Origin of the sequence: Mycobacterium persicum, from assembly GCF_002086675.1 — a bacterium.
Classification (GTDB): domain Bacteria; phylum Actinomycetota; class Actinomycetes; order Mycobacteriales; family Mycobacteriaceae; genus Mycobacterium; species Mycobacterium persicum.
Genome location: NZ_MVIF01000016.1, coordinates 28,585 through 50,004, shown reverse-complemented (window position 1 = coordinate 50,004; position 21,420 = coordinate 28,585). Strand labels below are relative to the sequence as shown.

Below are 21,420 nucleotides of genomic sequence, written 5' to 3'. Positions count from 1 at the left end.
TACTAGTCCGTTCCGGTGCCCGCCGCGGTGCGCGGTCCCAAGCCGGTCACGATGTCGTTCAGTCGAAACGACACCGGCTGTTCGAGTTGGGAATAGGTGCACGAGCGTGGATCGCGGTCCGGGCGCCACCGGTTGAACTGGGCGGTGTGGCGAAACCGCGCGCCTTCCATGTGGTCGTAACGCACTTCGACGACGCGCTCGGGGCGCAGCGGCACGAACGACAGGTCTTTGCCGGCGTTCCAGCGGGAGAATTCGTTCTTGCGCGGGGTGCGTTCGCCGGCTTCGTGGGCCGCCCAGTTCCATGGGTGGTTGTCGAAAGTCGTTACCAGCGGCTGTAATTCGGTGAAGAGCTGCCGCCGCTGCGCCATTGGGAAGGCGCCGATCACACCGACCGAGGCGAGTTGGCCGTCATCCTGGTAGAGCCCCAGCAGCAGCGAGCCGACCGCGTCACCGCCGGACTTGTGCACCCGGTACCCGGCCACCACGCAGTCGGCGGTCCGTTCGTGCTTGATCTTGAACATGACGCGCTTGTCCGGCTGATAGGTGATGGAAAGCGGTTTGGCGATGACGCCGTCGAGACCTGCGCCCTCGAACTCGGAGAACCAGCGCTGCGCGGTCGCCAGGTCGGTGGTGGCCGGGGTGACGTGGATCGACGGGCCGGAGCCGGACAGCGCATCCACCAGCGCCGCCCGGCGCTCAGTGAACGGACGCTTGGTGTAGTCGTCGTCGCCCAGGGCCAGCAGGTCGAACGCGATGAACGACGCCGGGGTGTGCTCGGCGAGCATGCGCACCCGCGAATCGGCCGGGTGGATGCGCTGTTGCAGCGCCTCGAAATCCAGGCCGTGCTCGGTGGCGATGACGATCTCGCCGTCGATGACGCAGCGCGGCGGCAACTCGGCGCGCACCGCCGCGACCAGCTCGGGGAAATAGCGGGTCATCGGCCGCTCGTTGCGGCTGCCCAGCTCGACCTCGTCGCCGTCACGAAAACAGATGGACCGGAAGCCGTCCCATTTCGGCTCGTATGAGGCGTCCGCCGGGATGGTCTTGACGGACTTGGCCAGCATCGGCGAAACGGGCGGTATCACGGGTAGGTCCATGGGTTCATTCTGGCGTGCGGCATGCTGGAATCCAGCTATGGCCGCTGCTGCAGAAGAACTCGACGTCGACGGCATCCGGGTGCGGGTGACCAACCCGGACCGGGTGTACTTCCCGCAGCTCGGCTCCGGCGGCACCAAACGCCGGCTGGTCGAGTACTACCGCGCCGTTGGCCGGGGCCCGATGCTGGCCGCGTTGCGCGACCGGCCCACGCATCTGCAGCGCTTTCCCGACGGCATCGACGGCGAGGAGATCTATCAGAAGCGGGTGCCCCAGCACCGTCCCGACTACCTGCAGACCTGCCGGGTGACGTTCCCGTCGGGACGCACCGCCGACGCATTGCAGGTGACCCACCCGGCGGCGATCGTCTGGGCGGCGCAGATGGGCACCGTGACACTGCACCCGTGGCAGGTGCGCTGTCCTGACACCGAGCACCCCGACGAATTGCGCATCGATCTGGATCCGCAGCCCGGTACCGGTTTTGTGCAGGCGCGGGATGTCGCCGTCGACGTGTTGCGGCCGTTGCTCGACGAACTCGGGTTGGTCGGCTACCCGAAGACATCGGGCGGGCGCGGGGTGCACGTGTTTTTCCGGATCGCCACCGACTGGGACTTCATCGCCGTGCGTCGGGCGGGCATCGCGCTGGCCCGCGAGGTGGAGCGTCGCGCGCCCGACGCGGTGACCACGTCCTGGTGGAAGGAAGAACGCGGCGAGCGGATCTTCATCGACTTCAACCAGAATGCCCGCGACCGCACCATGGCGTCGGCGTATTCGGTGCGCCGTACCCCGATTGCCACCGTGTCGACACCGTTGACCTGGGATGAGCTGGCGGGCGCGGACCCCGACGACTACACCATGGCCACGGTGCCCGACCTAGTGCGGCGTCGTGACGATCCCTGGGCCGGCATGGATGATGTGGCGCAGTCGATTGCGCCGTTGCTGGACATGGTTGCCGCGGACGAAGAGCGCGGCCTCGGAGACATGCCGTACCCGCCGAATTACCCGAAGATGCCCGGGGAACCGAAACGGGTGCAGCCGAGCCGGGATACCGATCTGAAGAGGGATGCCCGCAACGGGTAGCGCCGAACTCATACCGCGGTCAGCGCACCGGTTGTGGGCTCGCGGCGTCGCTCTTCGGGTCGATCAGGATCTTCGCGTGTGCCTCGGGGTCGCCGAGCGCGTCGAACGCGGCCTCGACACCGGGCAGCCCGACGGTCCCGGTGATCAGCGGCGCGGCGTTGACCTTGCCGTCGGCGAGCATGTGCAGCGTGTCGCGGAATTCGAGCGGGGTGTAGCCGAGCACGAACCGCAGGTCGATCTCCTTGTTGATCGCCATCGCCGGGCGGATCTGGTCTGCGCCCATGCAGACCCCGACCACCACAACGCGGGAAAACAGTGGGGCGCTCGCGATGATGCCGTCGATAATGCCTGGGACACCGACACATTCGAAGACGACCGGGTGCTTGGGCGTTGCCGCGCCAGCCGCTTCGGCCACGCGCCACAGATGCCACCAGGGCAGCCGCAGCCGGTGTAGCTTTTCGACGGTGCCGACCGCGAGGTCGAACGCGTCGAGGATGCTTTTCAGGTAGCCCTTTCCCGGTCCATGGGCGGCGGCCGCCTCGTAGGGGGCGTCCTGCGCCGCATCGACGACGACGTCGGCGCCGCAGGCGGTGGCCAGCGCGCGCCGGCCCGCGGAGAAGTCGCTGGCGATCACGGTGCGCACGCCGTGTGCCTTCAGCATGCAGATCACCGCGAGGCCGATAGGGCCGCAGCCGATCACGATTGCGACGTCGCGTTTGCCCACGTCGCCGCGCCGCACGGCGTGCCAGCCGACGGCCATCGGCTCGGTCAGCGCAGCGATCTCCGGCGACAGGCCGTTAGGGACGGGAAACGTCAGCGACTGCTCGACGAGCAGCTGCTCGGCGTAGGCGCCCGGCGCCATTGTCGACAGTCCGATCCCGTGCACCTCGTTGCCGCGTCGCAGCAGCGGCATGGCCACAACCGGGGTGCCGGGCCGGGGAGCTTTGCGGGTGCCGGGGCCGTAGTCGACCACGTCGCCGCAGAATTCGTGTCCGAACACCACGTGCTGATCGGATCGCATGAAGGCGTGGTAGCCCGATTCGTCCATCATGTCGGCGAGTTCGTCACAGTGGTAACGGGCGTGCAGGTCCGATCCGCAGATGCCACACTTGCGGACATCGATCAGCAACTGCCCTTTGGCCGGTTGCGGGGTGCGCTGTTCGACTACCTCGAGCTTCGCGTTGGTGCAGGTTACCGCTCTCATCCTGAGACAGCCTGTTCGGTCGGATTGATGTTGTTGCCGGGGCAAACGTAAGCCTGGACGAACCCGGCTGTCACCCCCCCAGGGCGTCATCACCCGCACCGATCACGGCTTCTCCGCGATCATCAGGGTGTAGCCGAGGCGTCCGGCCTGGACTTCGGATCGCGCCAGCGCGGTGAACGCGCGGACGGTGTCGAGCTGGATACCGTTGTCTGCCAAGGTATCTGGCACGGCGATAGCCAAGGCGGTGATCCGCGAGTCGATGCGGTCGATCATGTCCAGCAAGCTCCGGTCGTGCGACTCGACGTGGCGGATGCGTAGCCCCGCCTGCTGCAGGATGCCGGTGTAGTCGGTGACCGACCGGGCGTCGGCGATGCAAGCCACCCAGGCGCGCAGTGAGGTCAGCTCCGGCGGTAGGCCGGCATCGGTGACGGTGACATCGGTGATGCCGACCAAGCCTCCCGGACGCAGGATCCGGGCGAACTGGCGGGCTGCCGCAGCCTTGTCCGGAAAGGTGCACAGTGCGCATTCGCACACCAGGGCGTCAAAAGCGTTGTCGGCCAGGGGAAGTGCCTCGGCGTCGCCGTGATGGAGGTGCACCCGATGCTGCAGCCCGGCTTGCGCAACGGCCGCCCGGGCGCGCGTCACATTGATGTCGCTGAGCTCCACCCCGTCGACCTCGACATGGTATTCACTGGCGAGCAGTCGTGCGGTGGCGCCCCGCCCGGCGGCGACATCGGCAACCCGCCGCCCTGGCCGTAGCCCCAGCCGGTTTGCCAGCCTGCGGGTCAGTGCCGCGCCGCCCGGATGATAGGAGTCGCCGAGCAGCAGGGTGACGATGTCGCCGGAATAAGCTTCGGCGCAGCAGGCTTTGATCTGCTGCGGTGACAGCGTGATCGGCGTCGCACGGTGGCCGGCCTGCTTGGAACCGTGTGGGGAATCGGTCACCAGACCGGCGAGCGGGGCGGCGTTGGGCACGATATCGGGAACCGGCACGCCGGTGAGCTGTTCGCGGACTTGCTCGCGGTAGCCCACCGAGTTGTAGGCGCAGAACGGGATCAGTCGCCCGTCCGGAGTGAGTTGCTGCACACAGCATTTCATCAGTTGCTTGACGTTCAGGGTGTAGGGGTCCTGGAAGTCCTGGATCACGATGGCGAAGACCCGATCGGTCAGGTTGGCCAGCGCCTCGGGCAGGTTGATCCCGCAGGCGTTGGCGCAGTCGAGCGCGGCTGCCGCCCGCTGCAACTGTTCGATCGTGGTGTCGGTGCCCATCACCGCCGACGCCGACCACAGCTTCTCCAGCGCTTCGCGAATCGCCAGGTCGGGGATCACCCGGTTGGACACGTAGTCGAGATAGTCCTGCACGTCAAGCAGTCGCGGAATTGGCAGCACATGCTCACCGTCGGTGAGCAGATAGGTGATCGATCGACAGGTGGGAAAACAACACGGAACCGGGAAGAAATCGTCGGCCTGGAACCAGGCGGGCAGCTGGGCGGCGATGCCGTGGACGATATCGGAGTTGGTCAGCCTGGTCAGGGGATCGAACTGCAGGTGCCGGCCGGCGTGGGTGACCGGCTGGAACACCACCGATTGCACCGCTGGCTGCGCCATACCGTGACGGATGACGGCGCCGAGTTCGTGGTCGTTGACCCCGCGCTCGACGGCGGCCACCAAGGTCACGGTCAGGCCCGCCGCCGCGCAGTTGTCCAGCGCGCGGGCCTTGATGTCCCGCAGATCACGGCCGCGGATCTGGCGATAGGTGGCTTCCTCGAGGCCGTCGAACTGCAGGTAGATGTGCACTGGGCGCCCCGGCCGGTTGCGCTGCGCAAGGTTGGCGACGAACTGCCGATCCGATGCCAGCCGAATGCCGTTGGTGTTGATGATGACGGTCTTGATCGGACGGGTCTGGGCGGCGTCGACGAACTCCAGGATCTGCTTGTGGATCGTCGGCTCGCCGCCGGAGAGCATCACGACTTCGGGTTCGCCTTCGGCGGCGACGAGTGCGTCGAGCATCGTCTCGCACTGCGCCAAGGTGAGCGCGTAGCCGTCGGGCCGGTGACCGGAGTCGGCGAAACAGATCGGGCAGTCCAGGTTGCAGTGGGTGTTGACTTCGATCAACCCCAGGCAGGCATGCTGCTTATGATCCGGGCAAAGCCCGCAGTCGGTGGGACAGCCGTCGCGGATCTCGGTCTGAAATTGCAGCGGAATGGTGCCGGGTTTGTTGAATCGCATCGAGTCCAAGTACATCTGGGCATCCCCGTACACCAGGGCCTCGAACTCGCCATGGTCGCGGCAGCGCTTGCGCAGATATACCTTGCCGCCGCGGACGTTGACCTGTGCGTCGATCACGACCTTGCACACCGGGCAGATGCTCCTGGTGTACTCGAGGAATACCTCGTCGCGATCCCGTTTCATCGTCGTCACTGGTGCCCCGTTTCCCATCGGCCCGGTAAACCGGGGTAGCTCATCACGGCGGGTAGCGTGCCCGCGCGCAACTGTCATCAGGACTACAGTTCAGCTGCGCGGCGCACCGCAATAGCGTGCTATAGCGGCAAGGATGATTGCAGGAGGTTGACCAGAATGATTCGTGCTGTCTGGAACGGCGCGGTGCTTGCCGAGGCGCCGCGAACCGTCCGGGTGGAGGGCAACGACTACTTTCCGCCGGAGTCGCTGCGGCGCGAGCACCTGGTCGACAGCTCGACGAAGTCGATATGCCCGTGGAAGGGCCTGGCGCACTATTACACCGTATCGGTCAACGGTGATGTGAATCCGGACGCCGCGTGGTACTACCCACGTCCGAGCCCGCTGGCGCGTCGGATCAAGAACCACGTCGCGTTCTGGAACGGTGTGCGCGTGGAAGGCGAGCCGGAAGAAGCTCCTCCGCAAAGACCATCGTTTAAGGATGGCCGGCTGCCGATCTGGCGCATCGGCATCACCGGCGGTTTGGTCGGCATCCTGTGCTGTGTGGGACCCACCGTCCTTGCGATGTTCGGAATCATCAGCGGTGCAACGGCATTGGTGTGGGCCAACAATCTGTACGGCAACTACGCGTGGTGGTTCCGGCTGAGTGGCCTGGGCGTCCTCGCGCTGCTGGTATGGATTGCGTTGCGGCGGCGCAATCAGTGCAGTCTCGGCGGCATCCGCCGGTTACGGTGGCGGCTGGCGACCACGCTGGGCATCGCGGTTGGCACCTACGCGGTGTTGTACGCGGTGACGACCTGGCTGGAAAGGTTCGCCTAGACCACGGCGTTGAACGCGGTGACTTACCCGGACATGGCGGCGCGCGGGCGCCCCACCAGCAGCACACCCGAGATGACAGTCGAAAAGCTCACTCAGAAAGCCGGTCTCGAGGTCCCGGGCGATGACGAAAGTCGGCGCAATCGGCTATCGGGGCTAGCTCCGCTGAGCGGTCTCGCCCCCGGACTCGGAATGCGGACATTCAGATCCACCTCCATGGAACGAATCCAACCCGCCAATCCGGCTGACGGCGGTGCACCTGTCAACCGCTTGACGATGCAGTGCTACGGCGAAACATGCTGCGACAGGCTAACATTCGCAATCCGAGGGCGCCAGTCAGGAGTGCGGCGAGAATAGCCAGCAGCGGCCATACCCCGAGCGAGTCCACGCGTTGGACCAGCCACGTTTGCACCGCACCGGCGGCTTCAATGACGGGATCCTCCGTGTCGGCGTCGGTGAAATACGGCCGGATCTCATAGTAACCGTAATAGGTCACGTAGAGCCCGGTCAGCAGCAGCAGCAGGCCTGCCACGCGACCGAGGGCGGGCAGGATGCGACGGAGCACACCCGCCGCCGATGACCCGACAAATGCCACGGCCAGTGCGGCCACTCCCACAGTGATGGCCATGCCGAGGGCGTAGACCACGAATGCCAGAACCCCGGTGTGTATCGAGCCGCGCCGAAATGTGGTGCTGATCAACGCCAGAAATGGCCCGATCGTGCACGACAGCGAGGCCACCGCGTATGCGACGCCGTAGCCGTACATGGAACGCAGGCGCGCAGTTGGTGCGCCACCGGAAATCTTTGGCGCCACCACAGCGATATCTCTGCCGCTGAGCAGCCAGGCCGCCAAACCGATCAGCAACACACCGATGATCACGGTGGCAAACGGAACATACTGCTGCGCCGAGGCGATCAGTGGCGCAATCAGCAGACCGAAGAGGCCGAACACCGTGAGGAATCCGGCTGACATGACAAGCGTGGCCGCTCCAGCACGGGCCAGCGCCGCTGGCCGCGACGTGATCTGGCTGCCGCCGGCGATGACCAAGCCCAGATAGCCTGGCAGGAACGCAAATCCACACGGGTTCAGCGCGGCCACCAGCCCGGCGGTCAGCGCCAGGACCAGCGGGGTCGTGTCGATCACAGGTCAGCCAGCATGCTAACCCGCTTGGTCAACTCGGGTTCGGTCAAGGGACCTTCGACGACGTCGATAGTGCCGTTTGCGCTGACGAACGCGAAAGCCGGTTGCGCCGTCACGCCGAACTTCGCCCAGACCGCCGCGTCGGTATCGGCCAGCTGCGGCATCGAGGTGAGCTGGTATCTGTCGACGAAGTCTCGCATCGCCGGTACCTGGTCTTGCGCGGCTACCCCTACGAAGGTCACCGTGGGATACGCGGCGCCGACTTTGCCGACCGTTGCGGCTTCCCGTTGGCAGACGGGACACCACGGCGCCCAAAACCACAGCACTGCAGGCTTGCCCGACAGGCCTTCGCCCGAAAATATGCGGCCATCAAGGGTCTTGGCGGTGAACTGCAACTGCGCCGGCACGGGCAGATGGGCGCCGGCCGATCCGGACGTCGCGACCGACGCTACCGCCGGCGCCGCAGCCGGCAGCGTGGTAGCACCGCGGGCGCACCCGGCGATCAAGGCGATGAGGGCTGCAAGAGCGACAAGGGGGGCTAGCAAGGCCAAATGGGTTGTGCCATCGCCGATTCCGGCGTCAGTAGGCCGGCGGAATGGCCCGCGCGAGGTTTGGCCGGTGGTCATGTTCAGGTGGCGAACCGGAATGGTCGCGCCGATGGACAGTCTTCTGCTCGTCACGTCCATAGTCCAGCCCAACGGCTCGACGGAAAACACAGGTTGGTCAGCGTGCTGACAATTGTCCATGTTCACGCCGGTTGCGGAACGGTCCGGACCGGGTATCAGCGTGGGATCAGATAGATGCGGTGCCGGTACGTGCTAATAGGTGAACTATGACAACCGCGTTTGTGCTCTCCGGGGGCGGCAGCCTCGGGTCTATCCAGGTGGGGATGCTCCTCGGTTTGGCCGAAAGCGGCATTAGGCCGGACCTGATCGTCGGCACCTCCGTCGGCGCCGTCAACGGCGGTTGGCTGGCGTCGCGTGCTGATGTCGAGGGCATTCGCATGCTGGCCGACCTGTGGCGGTCGATATCGAGAGAAGACGTGTTCCCCACCCGCCCGATCGTGGGGCTGTTGGGTTTTCTCGGTCTGCGTTCCAACCTGGTGCCGAGCCACGGTATGCGGCGGCTTCTCAAGGGCCATCTGCAGTTTTCCCGGCTGCAGGATGCACCGATACCGCTGCATGTGGTGGCCACCGACGTGCTGTCGGGCCACGACGTCCTGCTTTCCTCGGGTGACGCGGTCGACGCGATCACTGCCAGCGCCGCCATTCCCGCCGTCTTTCCCCCAGTGAACATCGACGGACGGGATCTGATGGACGGCGGTGTCGTCAACAACACTCCGCTGTCGCACGCGGTGGCGCTCGGCGCCGATCTGGTCTGGGTGCTGCCGACCGGCTACCCATGCGCGCTGCCCGAAGCACCAAGGGGGGCGCTGGCGATGGCGATATACGCCTTGACCCTTGCCATCAACCAACGCCTGGCCGTGGATGTCGCCACCTATGAGAAATCGGTCGACCTGCGCGTCGTCCCACCGCTGTGTCCACTCGGTGTTACGCCAATCGACTTCTCGCATACCACCCGGCTCATCGAACGATCGCATAACAGCACCCGCGAGTGGCTGGCGACGCGTCGCCCCGTCGTTGGTCAGGCGGCGTTGCTCGCGCCGCATCGGCATTGAACCATCGCGAGCGCCGAAGAATCGCCCTGGTTCAGCGGAAGCGTGTGGTGGCGGCAAGACCGCTCGATACTAAAGCGCCGGTTCGTAGGGGCGACGCGGCCACGTCGGGCTGTGCTCAGGGTCGGAGTCCCGCGTCACGTCGGTACGGGCCTCGTCGCGAGCGTTGGAAGGAAAGGAAGTGTCGACACACCACCAGGCGTCGCAGAGTTTGGCCCACCACTGCGGTACGGGTAGCGGGGAGGCGCCGCAGGCCACCACCCCGTAGGTATCCGGGTCGCCGGGAGCTCCGGGCGACGACGTCACGTATTGATCCACCATTGCGGCGACATTGTTGTCCACGTCGATCTCGCAGTGCACGTTTCCGGCATACGGTGACGGAATGCTCACTTGCATACCAGCTTTCGCCGGATCGGCCAGCATGGTGTTGGTGGTGAATTCGCGGCCTGTCGCGCTCAACGGGGCGGTAGCCGTATAGCTGTCGTTGACCATGTAGATCGCTCGAGCGCTGGAAATGGGCGCGTCCACCTTCACGATGTAGGTGACGTTGTGCGGGTTGTGCGGGTCGGCCAGTGCAGTCGCGGGAGTCAGCAGCCAGCCGAGGGCAGCGCCCGTCACGGCGGCGATCACCGCCCAGCTGCGCGTGGTGGGACTCATGACGGCAGACAATACGCTCCGCCTGCTTTGCCGGCCAGGTTTTTCTGGCCATTGCCGCAGCCTTTGCGGCGAGGTCCGGGCCGGTATTCGGGTGCGCGAGTTCTTTCAACCGAATAGTCATCTGGATAACACTTCTGCTAATCGGCCTCCGGCCCGGATAACCCCGGATAACCTCACCCCGGATAACGATGTAAAAGATCGGCTTCTCCAGGCCGCCTGTGTGGGTTACGCTCTGCGCTGACTTCCACGACGACAAGGATCCGCAATGGAATCTGCATCCCTCGGGCGTCGCCTGCGGCGAAATCCCCTGGACCGCAGGACATTTCTGGCCCTGATGGCTGTCACGGCCGGCGCGGGTGTGATCAGGAGCGCCGGTCCGGCGCGGGCCGGTGGCGAAGAGCTGCGAGACCTGCCTCAGGTGTCCAGCGAGAACGGCGTCTTGGACTATTCGCTGGAGGCGGTGACCAATCCGGTAGAGCTGGGCGGTCGTCAGTTGACCCTGGAGACATACAACGGCCAGTTTCCGGGACCGATCTTGCGGATACGGCAGGGCGACAACCTACGAATTTTGCTGAAGAACCGCATCGTTCCGGTAGGCATTCCCACAAATAATGTTTTCATGGTGCCCTATTGCGCCTCCAAGTCGAACGACCCGCGTTTCGACACCCGGCGAGCTTGCGTCCACGACTTCTGGAATAGGTGGGAGCGAAGGGCAACCATGTTCCAGGAGTTGGTCGACACGAACTTGCACACCCATGGGCTGCAGGTGTCTCCGGAGGACCCCGGGGACAACGTGGGACTTCAGCTGGGCCCGCTGCAAGACCACCAGTACAGCTACAACATCGCGGCCAACCAGCCGACCGGGTTGCATTGGTATCACCCGCATTTCCACACGGCGACGGCCCATCAGCTGTGGAACGGGCTGTCCGGTCCGATCATCGTCGAGGGCGACATCGACGCGATACCCGAGATTGCCGAAATGCGAGAGCGAACCATCGTCGTCAACGAGATGTGGATCGCCGACGACAGTGCCGAGGTGCCGTTCGCCGTGGTGGTTCCCATGGCGGGTCACGCACCCTTCGAATCCATTCCCGCGGTGCCGTCGTCCATGTACTACCCCCTCAACGGCCAACTGCTGCCCGACATCAGTATCAAACCGGGGGAGGCGCAGCGCTGGCGGTTTCTCAACGCGTGCCCGCATCGGTCGATCTGGCTACATGTCGAGGGTCACACGCTGCACCAAATCGCCACGGACGGAACGCCTTACCACACACCGCGGCCCCGGCCGAACATCATGCTGGCCGCCGGCAACCGGGCCGAGTTCATCATCAAGGGGCGTGAGCCGGGCCGCTACCGGATCTACGCGGCAGCCTACGACCAGGGCCACCCCGGCGGTCCGCGCCCCTCGATGCCGTTGGGCACATTGGTGGTGACCGGGAACAAGGTCAACAGCCGGATGCCCACCACCCTGGTGGATCCGCCACAGATGCCGAACCTGCCCATCGCCCGCCGTCGCACCATGGTGTTCTCCGGAGACATCACCGGCCGGACCGGCATGGGAGTGCAGTTCCTCATCGACGGAAAGGAATTCGATCACCAACGGATTGACACCGAGGTCGAGGCTGGCACCATCGAAGAGTGGACGATGATCAATGAGGATGTCTTTCAGCATCCAATTCATATCCATGTCAACCCGTTTCAGGTCGTCGACATCCACGGTATCCCACCCGGGGACACCAGCTGGCAGACGGAGCCGGACGTGTGGTGGGACACCTTCCGGCTACCCCCGTTCGGCCGGTACACCCTACGTATGTATTTCCGCCCCGACGTGACCGGCATGACCGTTTATCACTGCCACATTCTGCCGCACGAAGACAGGGGAATGATGGGCCTTCTCATGATCGATCCGCCCGGACAGCATGCGATGGAGTGATGATGCGCCGCCCACTTGTCATCGCTTTTGTGCTATCGACATTGTCGGCCGTCGGCCTGGCAACAGCCGATCCGTCAATGCAGCCGATGGAGAGCGAAGGTCGCTACACCTTCAACCAACAGCATCGCGACAATCTCAGTTGGTGGAACCGCACCTGGGTGCCGCAGCTCATCCCCAAAGGCGCCCTGCTCGAAGTGCAACTGCCGAGCGATCCGATCCACTGGATTCCCTACGGCGAACCGGACTGTCAGCCGAGCCCGGGCTGGGACTGGGCCGAAATCAGCGGTTCGTGGTACCCGGACGGCCCCCCGCGGCACCAGCGGGTTGCCGTGCAACTTGAAGGTCAGCGCACCGTTCCCAACGAGAACCGCTACCGGGAGTCGGCAAACCCGTACGAACTGCCCGGCGTGTACATCCCGTTCGACAAACGGGTGGACGGCAGCAGGACCATCACGATCTTCGACTACCGACTCCTGCCCGGAAACCCCGACGACTACTGGGCCGGAAGGGGTTTGGCAACAATCTGCCTGCGTCCCGACCCGATCCCCGAGGACGTCAGAGTGCTGGGCTTCCCGCCCGACACGCCGCCCACCTACGTGCTGACGCTTGTCGTCGGCGTGCGGCAGGCCTCCTACGGCGGCGGCCTGCCACCGACCCCGCTACCCCTACCGCCGATGGTCACCCTCGAGCCGGGCGGGCCGGCCGAGCCCGCTGCCGAGGCGCCTGGCTAGCTTATGGCCCCCAAATCATGAGGTCTTCCATCCCGTTGTTCATCGTCACCGTGGTGGGCGAGGCGCCGGTGACGTCGAAGTGGATTTTTCCGGTCGATTGTGCGCCTTCGGGAATGGTGGCTCCACTGATGTTGGACGGCGAAGAGACAAACCACAGAACCCGGTAAGCCGCTTGTTCGGGAGCGACGGCGTTGAACTGCGAAATGGCGGGAGTGACGCTGCCCCGAATGGCCTTGACGGTCGCTGTCGCTTCCCAAAGCTTCCCGGCCACCTGGTAGCCCGGCGTCTCATCGCTGCTGGGCTGCAGGTTGCTGACCTTCCAGCTGAGGACAACCTGACCGACGCTGTCGGTCATCGTCAGTTCGGTGCCAAGTTTGCCGACCATCGGATAGGCGGCCGACGCAGTCGGTGCACTGGTGACCCCGGCGGTTGCCACGACCAGGGTTGCGACTGCCGCCTGAATCAAGGTGGTGATTTTCATGGTGCTCTCCTCGGTGGTTGGAGCGACAACGGTATATATATAAATCACCCTTTTCGCATATGACCACTGTTTTCAAGAATTGTTATCCGCCGCTGCCAGCGCCTCGGTATCACGGGATTTGATCGAGATTTGGCCGGCGCGGGATGCCCACCGCTCGGCCGCAACTAAGCGTGAGCGCTCAGCGCGAGCAGCTTGGTGGCGACATCGACGAGGTCGGTCCCGACGACGTCGGCCGGAGCGAAGACCTCGGCGTAGTGCCCGTCGGTACGGCCGGCCCATCCGGTCGTCCAGCCGGCGCGCTTGGCGCCGTGGCAGTCGAAGGCGTGTACTGCGACCAGCGCGAGTTCCTCGGGCCGGTGCCCGATCACGCCCGCCGCATGCGTATAGACCGGCGACGCGGGTTTCCAGCTGCGAACCTCGGCCACGCTGATCACCTGATCGACATAGCGCCCCAGGCTGGAGCGGTTGAGAAAGTCCATGGTGGCCTCGGCGGTGCCGTTGCTCAGACAGGCCAGTGAGATCCCGGAATCGGCAAGGGTTCGCATGGCGGGTTCGGCGTCGGGGTGGGCGGGCAACGCGCCGAAGCCTGCCATGACGTGGCCCACCGCGTCCTCGTCGAGCTCGTCTCGCGCCAGCGTACGCAGTGCCGCGGCGGCGACCACCGGAAACGGCTGGTAGTCGCCGGCCAAGCTCAGCGCGATCCCGTCGCGCAATAGCCGATCAAACCAGCGCTCGGCCAGCTCGGCCGCCAGCCCGATGTCGGCGAATCGGGATCGCAATGGCGCCAACGAGATCAGAGTTTCGACGACGTCGAATACCACCGCCTTCGGCCGGTGCGGTAAGGCCATGCCTCACTTACCCCCGGGGTAACCGCCGCAAGGCATGGCGTTCGGCACGCGCTCGGGCTCGGCGTGCGATTCGATGCCGACAGGAACGGTTGCTTTGGCCATGCCGGTTGCTCCTTCGTGATGGCTAGCCGATGGATACCCAATTCGGACGCGGCTATCCCAATATGACCAGCGAAATACTCGACGATGGCGCCGGGCGCCCCCCGGCTACCTCAGGCCCGGATTCGAAAGTTATTGCGCGCGAGCGCGCAACCCGGCCTCGTCGAGGATCTCGATGACCGCATATCCGACCCGGATCAGCTGATCGCGTTCAAAGTCCTTGATCACCTTGTTAATTGACGGACGCTGGACACCGAGCATGGCCGCAATAGTGCGCTGCGCCAGTTCGACGTGGTTCTCGACGGCCTCGTCGAGCAGCAGCTGCGCCAGTTGAGCCGCCAGCGGCCGGCCAAGCAGTCCGATCAACCGCGACTGACTGGCCGACACTCGTTGCGCCACGCTCGACAGCCAACGCCGCGAAATCGCCGGGTGGGTTGCGAGCAGCCGATCGAATGCCTGCCGATCCAGAAACAGGCAGCTCGAATCGGTCAGCGCTCTTGCGGTGTAGGGCGGCGGCATGTCGAGCAGCAGCGGGATGTCGCCGTCGACATCACCCGGGCGAAGCACGTCGACCACCACGCGCCGCCGCCCGGAGCCGACCGCGAGTTCGAGCCGTCCCTGCCGCACAATGCACACCCCGCTGGCGGCGCGGTCGGCCAGGAACACGACCGTTCCCGGGGCAAAGTCTCTGGATTGGAGGCTTTCCGCGAGAGCTGACACATCGTTGGGGTGCAGCGGGGCCGATGCTCCGCGACCCACGCACCGTGCCACCCAGGCTGCGTGTCGGACCTGCGCCTCCGAGGCCTGCTGGCCGCCGCCCAGCGACTGCACGAGATGCCGGAGCGGACTTGCCGGGTGGTCTGACATCGCGCCTCCTTCATGCACCGCCGATCATGTCACGAAGCGGGCGCCGATATCCGGTTCGGCTCGATGCCCGCTCAGCGATAGCCCAGCCGGAGCAGAACTCGAGCATTGAAGGCGCCCTCGGCGGTCGTCGGCAGCCTGAAGTCGAGACCGTCGGCCACCCGATTGATCGTGTTGAACAACGCGCAGACCTCGATCGCGTCCCGGACCGCTTCCGCGCTGACGCCGGTGTCGAGCACCGCGCGCACATCGGGCGGTCCGATTTCATCGGGTGTGCGGGTTAGCTTTTCCAGCAGGCCCAGCGTCGCCCGTACCCGGTCGTCGACCGGGGCGGTACGCCAATCGCTCACTGCCGCAACGGTGATCGTGGGGTCGAGGACAGCCGAAGCGACCGCCTCATGGGTGGTGGCGCAGAATTGGCAACGGTTTTGCTCCGAAACGAAGGCGGCGAAGAGTTCTCGCTCACCGACCGTCCACGGCGATGGTCCCCGCATCACCGCCTGAGCCAGCGAGAAGAACGGCTTGCCGAAGAAGCGTGGACGGTAGTGCCGCATCTTGATGATGTCGGGTATGTCGCGGCGGGTCGCGGCCCGCAACGCCGCGAACACCAGGCGAGTGCCGAATCGACCACGTGCGACGCTGTGCAGTCTCATCGCAACGCCTCGTCGAGGGCGGCCATACCCGCGCGCCGGCGGCTGTCACCCGCACCGAGCGCGGCGGCGATGGTCACCTCGAATATCTGGTCTTCGGAATAGCCGGCTCCGCGCAGCCGCTCCATGTCGCTGTCCTGCACCCGGTAGGCATGCCGGCGCAGCTTGTCCACATATGCCTGCAACGGCTCGGGCAGGTTATCGCCGCGGTAGGCGGCGCGTCGCAGGGCCGGATCCGTATCGGCCGGGGCATCGAGAACAGCGTGGTGAAGCCTCTCCCGCAAGCGTGGGTATCGGCCCATTGTCGGCACCGCGCACCCCCTTGTTGGTGGGCCGGTGTGGCCCGGTACGGCAAGGTGCGTCTGACCTTAGCGATCCCGGTACGGTGCCGTTCAGCGCGGGGCATGCCGGCAACTGGCCGGCCTGTCACCATGGAGTACGTGACCACCGCGATTGTGGTGACGGTGCTGGTGCTGGTGGGCATCGGCATCGTGATCAACGAACTTCTCCGGCTACGCACGTGGTTGAAGAATTCGCCTATCCCGCCCTCCGAGGGGGACGAAACACAGCACCCCGACGCGCTGCCGTGATTTCTCGCCGAGATTGCCGCCACGGTCGTGCACCGACGGAAAACCACAGCCCTAACGGCAATCTCGACGCAACCGGCTACGCCCGCAGGGCTGCGACCGTATCGGCCAAGGTGCTGAGCGGATCCCGATAGGTGATGCCGAGTTCGGACTCGCTGGGCGAGTCGTCCGACTCCGGCATCTGGGTGTAGTACTGCATCCCGGCGGCGGTGAACGGATTGTCGAACGGCAGGTACGGACCGGCCAAGTCCAACAGCGTCCCCGCGACGCGCAGCACGGTGTCGGGAACCGGGACGCTCACCATCGGTGTCTCGGCCACCTGACCGAGCATGGTGGCCAGCTCGGTCACCGGAATCCGGTGCCCGCCCACCATGTAGCGGCGCGGTCCACGGCCCGGTTCCAGCAGCGCGGCATGCACGGCGGCCACGTCGCGGACGTCGATCACCAACCACGCCGCCCGGCGCCCGGGGATCGTGTGCATCTGCAGCGCCGCTTTGACTCCCTCGCCGGCCTCACCGAACTGGTCCCCGACGGGCGGGCCGAGAACCATGCCGGGATAGGTGATGTTCACCGGTGCGCCGGCGTCCTGCAGGCCGCGCGCATAGATTTCGACCTGCGCCTTCGACGTTCCGTAACCGTCCGTTCCGCCGACAACCGGCAGGTCGGCCGTCAGGGTTTCCAAGTCGGGATGGAAAAGCGCGGTGAAACTGGATACGTGCACGATGGGGTCCAGCCCCAGTTGGACGGCTTGGCCGAGGACGTTGCGCGCGCCTTCCATGTTGGTGCTCAGCATCTGTTGTGTCTGGCGCGGATCGGTGGCAACCAGTGCGGCACTGTGCACGACGGCGTCACATCCGGTCAACGCCGCACGTACCGCGTCGCGGTCCTTGATGTCGGCGGGAACGAAGTCCGATGTGTCGACACCCAGTTGGGCGACGGTCCTCTCCAGCTTTGCCGGATTTCGGACCAGGAAGCGCACCGAATGCCCCGCATCCGCGATGGCCTTGGCGGTCCAGCCGCCGACGAACCCCGTACCTCCGGTTACCAGAACATGCATGGAGCGATTGTGCACGGCGGGCCGACCGGCACGCGGCCGGGGCGGGACTCACGAAGCTAGCGCCGACTGTGCATCCGACGACGCAACGCCGACGAAGCGTCGCGTGGTTCACGCTCGGCGGGGGTGGTCCTAGAGGTGGCGCGCCGCGAAATCCGCGCCCTGGCTTGTCATGCCGTTCATCGCATACGAGACGTGGGCTACGGGATCGTTGCCGGCACCGCAAACGCCGTCGCCGTTCGCGCACAACTCGATCGTCTTGGGCTGATACAGCGGCCCTATGGCGATCGGCGGTGCGCCGTACCGGTTCAGGAATTGACCCGACGGTGTTCCGAAAAGGGTAACCGCCGCAACGTGATTGGCGATCTCGGCCGGCATCGGCGCGGGCACTGCGGCCGCCGGAACATCGGGCGGCACGGCGGCGGAGGTGACGTAACCGGCCACGGCCGCCCCCTGAGAGTAGCCGCCGAGTATCTGCCGAGTCGCCGGGCAGCTGGCCGCCATGGATTCGATATGCGTGCTGGCGTCGCGAACCCCGTCGATAACCGTGAGCGGGAAATCACTGCTGGAAAAGTCACTGCTGGCCGGATAGTTGATCGCATAGACCCCAAGTGACCTGGCACCGATCTGCGAGCGCAGCGCCTCCACAAAAGAGGCTCCGATATTGCCGATCCCCGGCGGTTCGCCGGTGCCGCGGGCGAACAACACCTCGACGTCGGGGCATGGCTCGGCGGATGCCGACGGAACCTGGGCGGCAGGTGCCGCGGTCAACGCGGCAACCGTGCCCACTGCGACCGCGGCGCCGGTTGTCAACCGGCGTAGCCGTGCCAACTGCGCCGTCAGCCAGCGCTGGCCCATCGTGGTCATCCCCTACTTCCGGAAGGCATCCTTGACCTTCTCACCGGCAGCCTTCAGGTTGGCCTTCGCCTGGTCGGCCCGGCCTCGGTTCGTGGTATCCGGATTTCCGGTGGCCCTGCCGATCGCTTCCTTGGCCCGGCCGCCCAGGTCCTCGATTTTGTTTTTCAGCTTGCCCTTGTTGTTCTTGGCACTCATTATCCCTGGATACCCGGCATCGGGCGAGGGTGAAACCTCCGCCATGATTCGGCGCAGCGAGTGGGCATCGGGCCCCTCAGCGGAAGAAACCCGACTGCCCGGACTCGCTGTTGAAGCCGCCCGAGCTGTTGCCACCGGTGTTATGCAGGCCCGAGTTGCTGCCGGTGGCACCGGAATTGAAAAAGCCCGAGTTCAATCCGCCGCTGCCCGAATTGAAGAAGCCGGCCACACCGAAGCCTGCGCCCGTGTTGAAGAAGCCGGTAGCGCGGCCGCCGCCGCCCTGGTTCCAGAAGCCGGAGTCCAAGCCGAGACCGCTGATATTGCCTATGCCCGAGCTGTTTTCGCCGCCGTTGAAAAACCCTGAGCTGCCGGAAACCGAATTGCCGAAGCCCGAGTTGGGCCCGGGCTGGTCGGCCGAACTGCCCAACCCGGTGTTCAGCTCGCCCGCGTTGAACAGGCCGGTGTTGATACCGCCCGAGTTCGCCAGGCCGGTGTTCAACGGGCCCGAATTGAAGTAGCCGGTATTGATGAAACCCGAGTTGAAGCCGCCGGTGTTGTGGTTGCCGGAGTTGAAGCTGCCGACGTTGAACGAGCCCCCGTTCGCGAAACCGGTGTTGTGATAGCCGCCGTTTCCGAAGCCGGTGTTGACGCCGCCAAAGGCGCCGGAGCCCGAGTTCCCGACGCCGGTATTGGTGTCGCCGGAGTTCCAGATGCCCGTGTCGACCTGGCCCGAGTTCGCGACGCCGAAGCTGTTGAGCCCGGAATTAGCGATGCCGACGTTGCCGCTGCCGGAGTTGAAGAACCCGATGTTGCCGGTGCCCGAATTGCCGAAGCCGATGTTGCCGCTGCCCGAATTCAGCCAGCCGGCGAGATTGACGCCTCGCTGGTTGTCGCCGGTGAGCCCGATACCGATGTTTGCGTTGCCGGTGTTGCCGAAGCCGATGTTGTTGTTGCCGCTGTTGCCCAGGCCCCAGTTGCGATCACCGACATTGCCGTATCCCACGTTGACGTTACCGTTGTTTCCGGATCCGACGTTGTTGTTACCGCTGTTGCCGTTGCCGAAGTTTCCGCTGCCCAGGTTCCCAGTGCCGACGTTTCCATTGCCCGCCGAACTTCCCGGGCCCGAGTTGCCGAAGCCCACGTTATTGCTGCCGTTGTTCCCACTGCCTACGTTGAAGTTGGCCTGCACCGCGTCCAAGAAGTTCCCGTTGCCGCTGCCGAGGTTGAAGTCGCCGAAGTTTCCGCTGCCGAGGTTGGTGTTGCCGAAGTTTCCGCTGCCCAGGTTGGTGTTGCCGATGTTTCCGCTGCCCAGGTTGGCATTGCCGGTGTTGCCACCGCCCAGGTTGAGCGAGCCGATGTTGCCGAAACCGAAGTTGATCGGTGGCAACTGCGCGACCACCGCCGACGCCAGCGCGTGATAGCCGGACATCGCGGCCGCATCCTGAGCCCACATCTGCTCGTAGCAGGCTTCGGTGGCCGCGATCGCCGGGGTGTTCTGCCCGAACAGATTCGACCACACCAGCGACACCAGCCGACCGCGATTGGCCGCGATCGTCATCGGATGCACGGATGCCGCCCGCGCGGCCTCGTAGCCGGCGGCCGCCACCCGGGCCTGCCCCGCCGCCTGCGCAGCCAGGGCCGCGGCCGTGGCGAGCCGGGCGGTGTACGGAGTGGCCACCGCGGCCATTGCGGCAGCCGCCGGCCCCTGCCAGGATTGACCGGCCAACGTCGTGGTCACGGAGCCGAACGAGCTTGCAGCGGCGGCTAATTCGTCGGCAAGCCGATCCCAGGCCACCGCCGCGGTCAGCATCGGCGCCGTCCCCGCTCCGGCGAAGATCCGCGCCGAATTGACTTCCGGTGGCAGCACCGAAAAGTTCATCGCCCGTGACCCCTTTCCGCCAGAACTCTACGATCGTGTTCGGCGCCGGGGAGCGGGTTTGCGCTATTCGCTATGCGCTGCGCCGCGGCATCGTCCCGCGGGGAAGGGTCAGCGGGAGGTCGTTATAGGTCGCGATGCCGGGCGCCGCGGCGACGACGGCCGGGATCGCGTTGACCACCGGCATCGCCGTCATGATGTGGCCGAGCACCATGAAGTCGGCGATCGTCTCGGCCTGAAAGTACGGCGGCGGCAAGAAGCCGATCCGGGTGGTGACCGTCGGTTGCCCGTCGACCTGGATGACCCAGCCGTCCTGGTCGATCTTCCAGTCCGGTTCGAGCGTCTGCCCCTTGCGCCAGCGGACGTTGAGCTCGACGACGATGGCGCCGTCGCGCACGCCCTGCCAGCTCGCGTGCACACCCGCGACGCAACCTGCCGGTATGGTCCACGACCCGAGATCAAGGTCCGCCGTGGTCTGGGCGTACTCGGCCACACAGCGCACGTCATCGAGCTCGATCCCTAGCGCGTCGGCGACCAACCGGACCGCTTCGCCGAAAACGGCCGTCCCGTGCGCGGTCATCGCCTGCAGGTCCGGGTGGTCGATCGGCTGGCCGAAGCCGACCGGTTTTTCCGTCGCCGGGGAGTCGTAGAACGTGGTGTCGGCGGCCTCGTTGACGGTGACCTTGTCGATCCGGTCGCAGACCATCGCGGACACGATGGCCAATAGCTCGGCGAAGCCGGGGCTGACGCCGGAGCCGAAGATCGTCGAGCCGCCCCGCCGGCACGCGTCCAGGATCCGGTCGCGGTCGGCACCCAGGTTGTGCCCGGTGATGAAGGCCGCGGTGGTCACCACGTTGGCGCCGGTCGACAGGATGCGAACCAGTTCGTCGACGTTCTTCCACATCGGGTTGTAGACCACGCAGTCCGGCTCGAGGTCCAGCAGCGCGTCGACATCGTTGGTGGCGGCCACGCCCAGCGGTGCGATGCCGCACAATTCGCCGGCATCGCGGCCGACCTTTTCCGGCGACCATGCATAACATCCCACCAGTTCGAGGGCTGGGTTGGCGGCGATCGCCTGCAGTGCGCTCTTGCCGACGTTTCCGGTGGTCCATTGCACGACCCGATAGGTTTTTGGCACTCGCTCAGCATAGGGATGCC

At 65.6% G+C, this 21,420-nt stretch carries 22 protein-coding genes and 1 pseudogene; 7 read left to right on the top strand and 16 right to left on the bottom strand.

Annotation, left to right across the window (positions count from 1 at the left end; all coding sequences use genetic code 11):
- Nucleotides 1–2: 2 nt before the first annotated feature.
- Complete coding sequence (locus tag BST40_RS08025) at nucleotides 3–1,097, bottom strand: ATP-dependent DNA ligase (RefSeq protein WP_083153965.1); 1,095 nt, start codon at nucleotides 1,095–1,097, stop codon at nucleotides 3–5.
- A 37-nt stretch (nucleotides 1,098–1,134) separates the two neighbouring features.
- On the opposite strand from BST40_RS08025, the gene ligD reads away from it, so the two are divergent.
- A complete protein-coding gene (ligD, locus tag BST40_RS08020) occupies nucleotides 1,135–2,175 on the top strand; it encodes a non-homologous end-joining DNA ligase (RefSeq protein ID WP_075546843.1) in 1,041 nt (346 codons plus the stop codon).
- Between the two features lie 19 nt (nucleotides 2,176–2,194).
- Here the strand turns inward: ligD and BST40_RS08015 are convergent, their stop codons facing one another.
- Entirely contained in the window at nucleotides 2,195–3,379 is a 1,185-nt protein-coding gene (locus BST40_RS08015) for a zinc-binding dehydrogenase (RefSeq protein WP_083153963.1), read from the bottom strand.
- 102 nt (nucleotides 3,380–3,481) lie between these two features.
- Nucleotides 3,482–5,791 (bottom strand): radical SAM protein, encoded by a 2,310-nt coding sequence (locus BST40_RS08010; protein WP_083153961.1) that lies wholly within the window; start codon nucleotides 5,789–5,791, stop codon nucleotides 3,482–3,484.
- 165 nt (nucleotides 5,792–5,956) lie between these two features.
- Between BST40_RS08010 and BST40_RS31050 the strand changes: the two are divergent.
- Together BST40_RS31050 and BST40_RS08005 are read left to right on the top strand one after the other, a co-directional pair.
- A pseudogene (locus tag BST40_RS31050) lies at nucleotides 5,957–6,247 on the top strand (DUF427 domain-containing protein); the annotation flags it as partial.
- On the top strand, nucleotides 6,224–6,616 hold the full coding sequence (locus tag BST40_RS08005) for a hypothetical protein (protein WP_425270694.1): 393 nt from the start codon (nucleotides 6,224–6,226) through the stop codon (nucleotides 6,614–6,616). The pseudogene BST40_RS31050 and the gene BST40_RS08005, both read left to right, overlap by 24 nt.
- Nucleotides 6,617–6,875: 259 nt before the next feature.
- On the opposite strand, the gene BST40_RS08000 is transcribed toward BST40_RS08005, so the two are convergent.
- Together BST40_RS08000 and BST40_RS07995 are read right to left on the bottom strand one after the other, a co-directional pair.
- Nucleotides 6,876–7,757: a cytochrome c biogenesis CcdA family protein gene (locus tag BST40_RS08000; RefSeq protein ID WP_083153960.1), complete on the bottom strand. Its 882-nt coding sequence runs from the start codon at nucleotides 7,755–7,757 to the stop codon at nucleotides 6,876–6,878.
- Entirely contained in the window at nucleotides 7,754–8,266 is a 513-nt protein-coding gene (locus BST40_RS07995; protein WP_240316717.1) for a protein disulfide oxidoreductase, read from the bottom strand. The genes BST40_RS08000 and BST40_RS07995 overlap by 4 nt, the downstream gene beginning before the upstream one ends.
- 320 nt (nucleotides 8,267–8,586) lie before the next feature.
- Here BST40_RS07995 and BST40_RS07990 point away from each other — a divergent pair, with 320 nt between their 5' ends.
- The gene (locus tag BST40_RS07990) at nucleotides 8,587–9,432 is read left to right on the top strand and encodes a patatin-like phospholipase family protein (protein ID WP_075546847.1); all 846 of its coding nucleotides are present in this window, start codon (nucleotides 8,587–8,589) and stop codon (nucleotides 9,430–9,432) included.
- Between the two features lie 69 nt (nucleotides 9,433–9,501).
- On the opposite strand, the gene BST40_RS07985 is transcribed toward BST40_RS07990, so the two are convergent.
- Nucleotides 9,502–10,086 carry a hypothetical protein gene (locus BST40_RS07985; RefSeq protein ID WP_083153958.1) on the bottom strand — a complete coding sequence of 195 codons (585 nt, stop codon included), beginning with the start codon at nucleotides 10,084–10,086 and terminating at the stop codon, nucleotides 9,502–9,504.
- A 265-nt stretch (nucleotides 10,087–10,351) separates the two neighbouring features.
- Here BST40_RS07985 and BST40_RS07980 point away from each other — a divergent pair, with 265 nt between their 5' ends.
- Complete coding sequence (locus BST40_RS07980; RefSeq protein WP_244174314.1) at nucleotides 10,352–12,019, top strand: multicopper oxidase family protein; 1,668 nt, start codon at nucleotides 10,352–10,354, stop codon at nucleotides 12,017–12,019.
- An 86-nt stretch (nucleotides 12,020–12,105) separates the two neighbouring features.
- Entirely contained in the window at nucleotides 12,106–12,750 is a 645-nt protein-coding gene (locus BST40_RS07975) for a hypothetical protein (RefSeq protein ID WP_241780241.1), read from the top strand.
- A 1-nt stretch (nucleotide 12,751) separates the two neighbouring features.
- On the opposite strand, the gene BST40_RS07970 is transcribed toward BST40_RS07975, so the two are convergent.
- The 5 genes from BST40_RS07970 to BST40_RS07950 all read right to left on the bottom strand — a co-directional run bounded on the left by BST40_RS07970 (nucleotide 12,752) and on the right by BST40_RS07950 (nucleotide 15,994).
- Nucleotides 12,752–13,231, bottom strand: coding sequence for an MPT63 family protein (locus tag BST40_RS07970; RefSeq protein WP_075546851.1), 480 nt, complete (start codon nucleotides 13,229–13,231; stop codon nucleotides 12,752–12,754).
- A gap of 164 nt (nucleotides 13,232–13,395) precedes the next feature.
- Nucleotides 13,396–14,079 carry a haloacid dehalogenase type II gene (locus BST40_RS07965; RefSeq protein ID WP_075546852.1) on the bottom strand — a complete coding sequence of 228 codons (684 nt, stop codon included), beginning with the start codon at nucleotides 14,077–14,079 and terminating at the stop codon, nucleotides 13,396–13,398.
- 231 nt (nucleotides 14,080–14,310) lie between these two features.
- A complete protein-coding gene (locus BST40_RS07960) occupies nucleotides 14,311–15,045 on the bottom strand; it encodes a Crp/Fnr family transcriptional regulator (protein ID WP_075546853.1) in 735 nt (244 codons plus the stop codon).
- Nucleotides 15,046–15,116: 71 nt separating this feature from the next.
- Nucleotides 15,117–15,695 carry a carboxymuconolactone decarboxylase family protein gene (locus BST40_RS07955; protein ID WP_075546854.1) on the bottom strand — a complete coding sequence of 193 codons (579 nt, stop codon included), beginning with the start codon at nucleotides 15,693–15,695 and terminating at the stop codon, nucleotides 15,117–15,119.
- On the bottom strand, nucleotides 15,692–15,994 hold the full coding sequence (locus BST40_RS07950; RefSeq protein WP_075546855.1) for a carboxymuconolactone decarboxylase family protein: 303 nt from the start codon (nucleotides 15,992–15,994) through the stop codon (nucleotides 15,692–15,694). The genes BST40_RS07955 and BST40_RS07950 overlap by 4 nt, the downstream gene beginning before the upstream one ends.
- A 138-nt stretch (nucleotides 15,995–16,132) precedes the next feature.
- On the opposite strand from BST40_RS07950, the gene BST40_RS30740 reads away from it, so the two are divergent.
- Nucleotides 16,133–16,282: a hypothetical protein gene (locus BST40_RS30740; protein ID WP_162877232.1), complete on the top strand. Its 150-nt coding sequence runs from the start codon at nucleotides 16,133–16,135 to the stop codon at nucleotides 16,280–16,282.
- A 76-nt stretch (nucleotides 16,283–16,358) separates the two neighbouring features.
- Here BST40_RS30740 and BST40_RS07945 read toward each other — a convergent pair whose 3' ends face one another.
- From BST40_RS07945 to BST40_RS07925, 5 genes are all read right to left on the bottom strand, one after another.
- Nucleotides 16,359–17,336: an SDR family NAD(P)-dependent oxidoreductase gene (locus BST40_RS07945; RefSeq protein WP_075546856.1), complete on the bottom strand. Its 978-nt coding sequence runs from the start codon at nucleotides 17,334–17,336 to the stop codon at nucleotides 16,359–16,361.
- Nucleotides 17,337–17,465: 129 nt separating this feature from the next.
- Entirely contained in the window at nucleotides 17,466–18,191 is a 726-nt protein-coding gene (locus tag BST40_RS07940) for a cutinase family protein (protein WP_075546890.1), read from the bottom strand.
- A gap of 12 nt (nucleotides 18,192–18,203) precedes the next feature.
- Nucleotides 18,204–18,386, bottom strand: a complete 183-nt coding sequence (locus tag BST40_RS07935) for a CsbD family protein (RefSeq protein ID WP_075546857.1) — start codon at nucleotides 18,384–18,386, stop codon at nucleotides 18,204–18,206.
- 76 nt (nucleotides 18,387–18,462) lie between these two features.
- A complete protein-coding gene (locus BST40_RS07930) occupies nucleotides 18,463–20,265 on the bottom strand; it encodes a PPE family protein (protein ID WP_083153955.1) in 1,803 nt (600 codons plus the stop codon).
- 70 nt (nucleotides 20,266–20,335) lie between these two features.
- Complete coding sequence (locus BST40_RS07925) at nucleotides 20,336–21,400, bottom strand: NAD(P)H-dependent amine dehydrogenase family protein (protein ID WP_083153954.1); 1,065 nt, start codon at nucleotides 21,398–21,400, stop codon at nucleotides 20,336–20,338.
- Between the last annotated feature and the right edge of the window lie 20 nt (nucleotides 21,401–21,420).

Coding starts and splice junctions, on each gene's coding strand:
- BST40_RS07990 (WP_075546847.1), top strand. CDS start 8,587: ATGACAACCGCGTTTGTGCTCTCCGGGGGCGGCAGCCTCGGGTCTATC.
- BST40_RS08010 (WP_083153961.1), bottom strand. CDS start 5,791: ATGAAACGGGATCGCGACGAGGTATTCCTCGAGTACACCAGGAGCATC.
- BST40_RS07930 (WP_083153955.1), bottom strand. CDS start 20,265: ATGAACTTTTCGGTGCTGCCACCGGAAGTCAATTCGGCGCGGATCTTC.
- BST40_RS08015 (WP_083153963.1), bottom strand. CDS start 3,379: ATGAGAGCGGTAACCTGCACCAACGCGAAGCTCGAGGTAGTCGAACAG.
- BST40_RS07965 (WP_075546852.1), bottom strand. CDS start 14,079: ATGGCCTTACCGCACCGGCCGAAGGCGGTGGTATTCGACGTCGTCGAA.
- BST40_RS07975 (WP_241780241.1), top strand. CDS start 12,106: ATGGAGAGCGAAGGTCGCTACACCTTCAACCAACAGCATCGCGACAAT.
- BST40_RS08025 (WP_083153965.1), bottom strand. CDS start 1,097: ATGGACCTACCCGTGATACCGCCCGTTTCGCCGATGCTGGCCAAGTCC.
- BST40_RS07955 (WP_075546854.1), bottom strand. CDS start 15,695: ATGAGACTGCACAGCGTCGCACGTGGTCGATTCGGCACTCGCCTGGTG.
- BST40_RS07960 (WP_075546853.1), bottom strand. CDS start 15,045: ATGTCAGACCACCCGGCAAGTCCGCTCCGGCATCTCGTGCAGTCGCTG.
- BST40_RS07935 (WP_075546857.1), bottom strand. CDS start 18,386: ATGAGTGCCAAGAACAACAAGGGCAAGCTGAAAAACAAAATCGAGGAC.
- BST40_RS07950 (WP_075546855.1), bottom strand. CDS start 15,994: ATGGGCCGATACCCACGCTTGCGGGAGAGGCTTCACCACGCTGTTCTC.
- BST40_RS07985 (WP_083153958.1), bottom strand. CDS start 10,086: ATGAGTCCCACCACGCGCAGCTGGGCGGTGATCGCCGCCGTGACGGGC.
- BST40_RS07970 (WP_075546851.1), bottom strand. CDS start 13,231: ATGAAAATCACCACCTTGATTCAGGCGGCAGTCGCAACCCTGGTCGTG.
- BST40_RS07980 (WP_244174314.1), top strand. CDS start 10,352: ATGGAATCTGCATCCCTCGGGCGTCGCCTGCGGCGAAATCCCCTGGAC.
- BST40_RS07940 (WP_075546890.1), bottom strand. CDS start 18,191: ATGGGCCAGCGCTGGCTGACGGCGCAGTTGGCACGGCTACGCCGGTTG.
- ligD (WP_075546843.1), top strand. CDS start 1,135: ATGGCCGCTGCTGCAGAAGAACTCGACGTCGACGGCATCCGGGTGCGG.
- BST40_RS07945 (WP_075546856.1), bottom strand. CDS start 17,336: ATGCATGTTCTGGTAACCGGAGGTACGGGGTTCGTCGGCGGCTGGACC.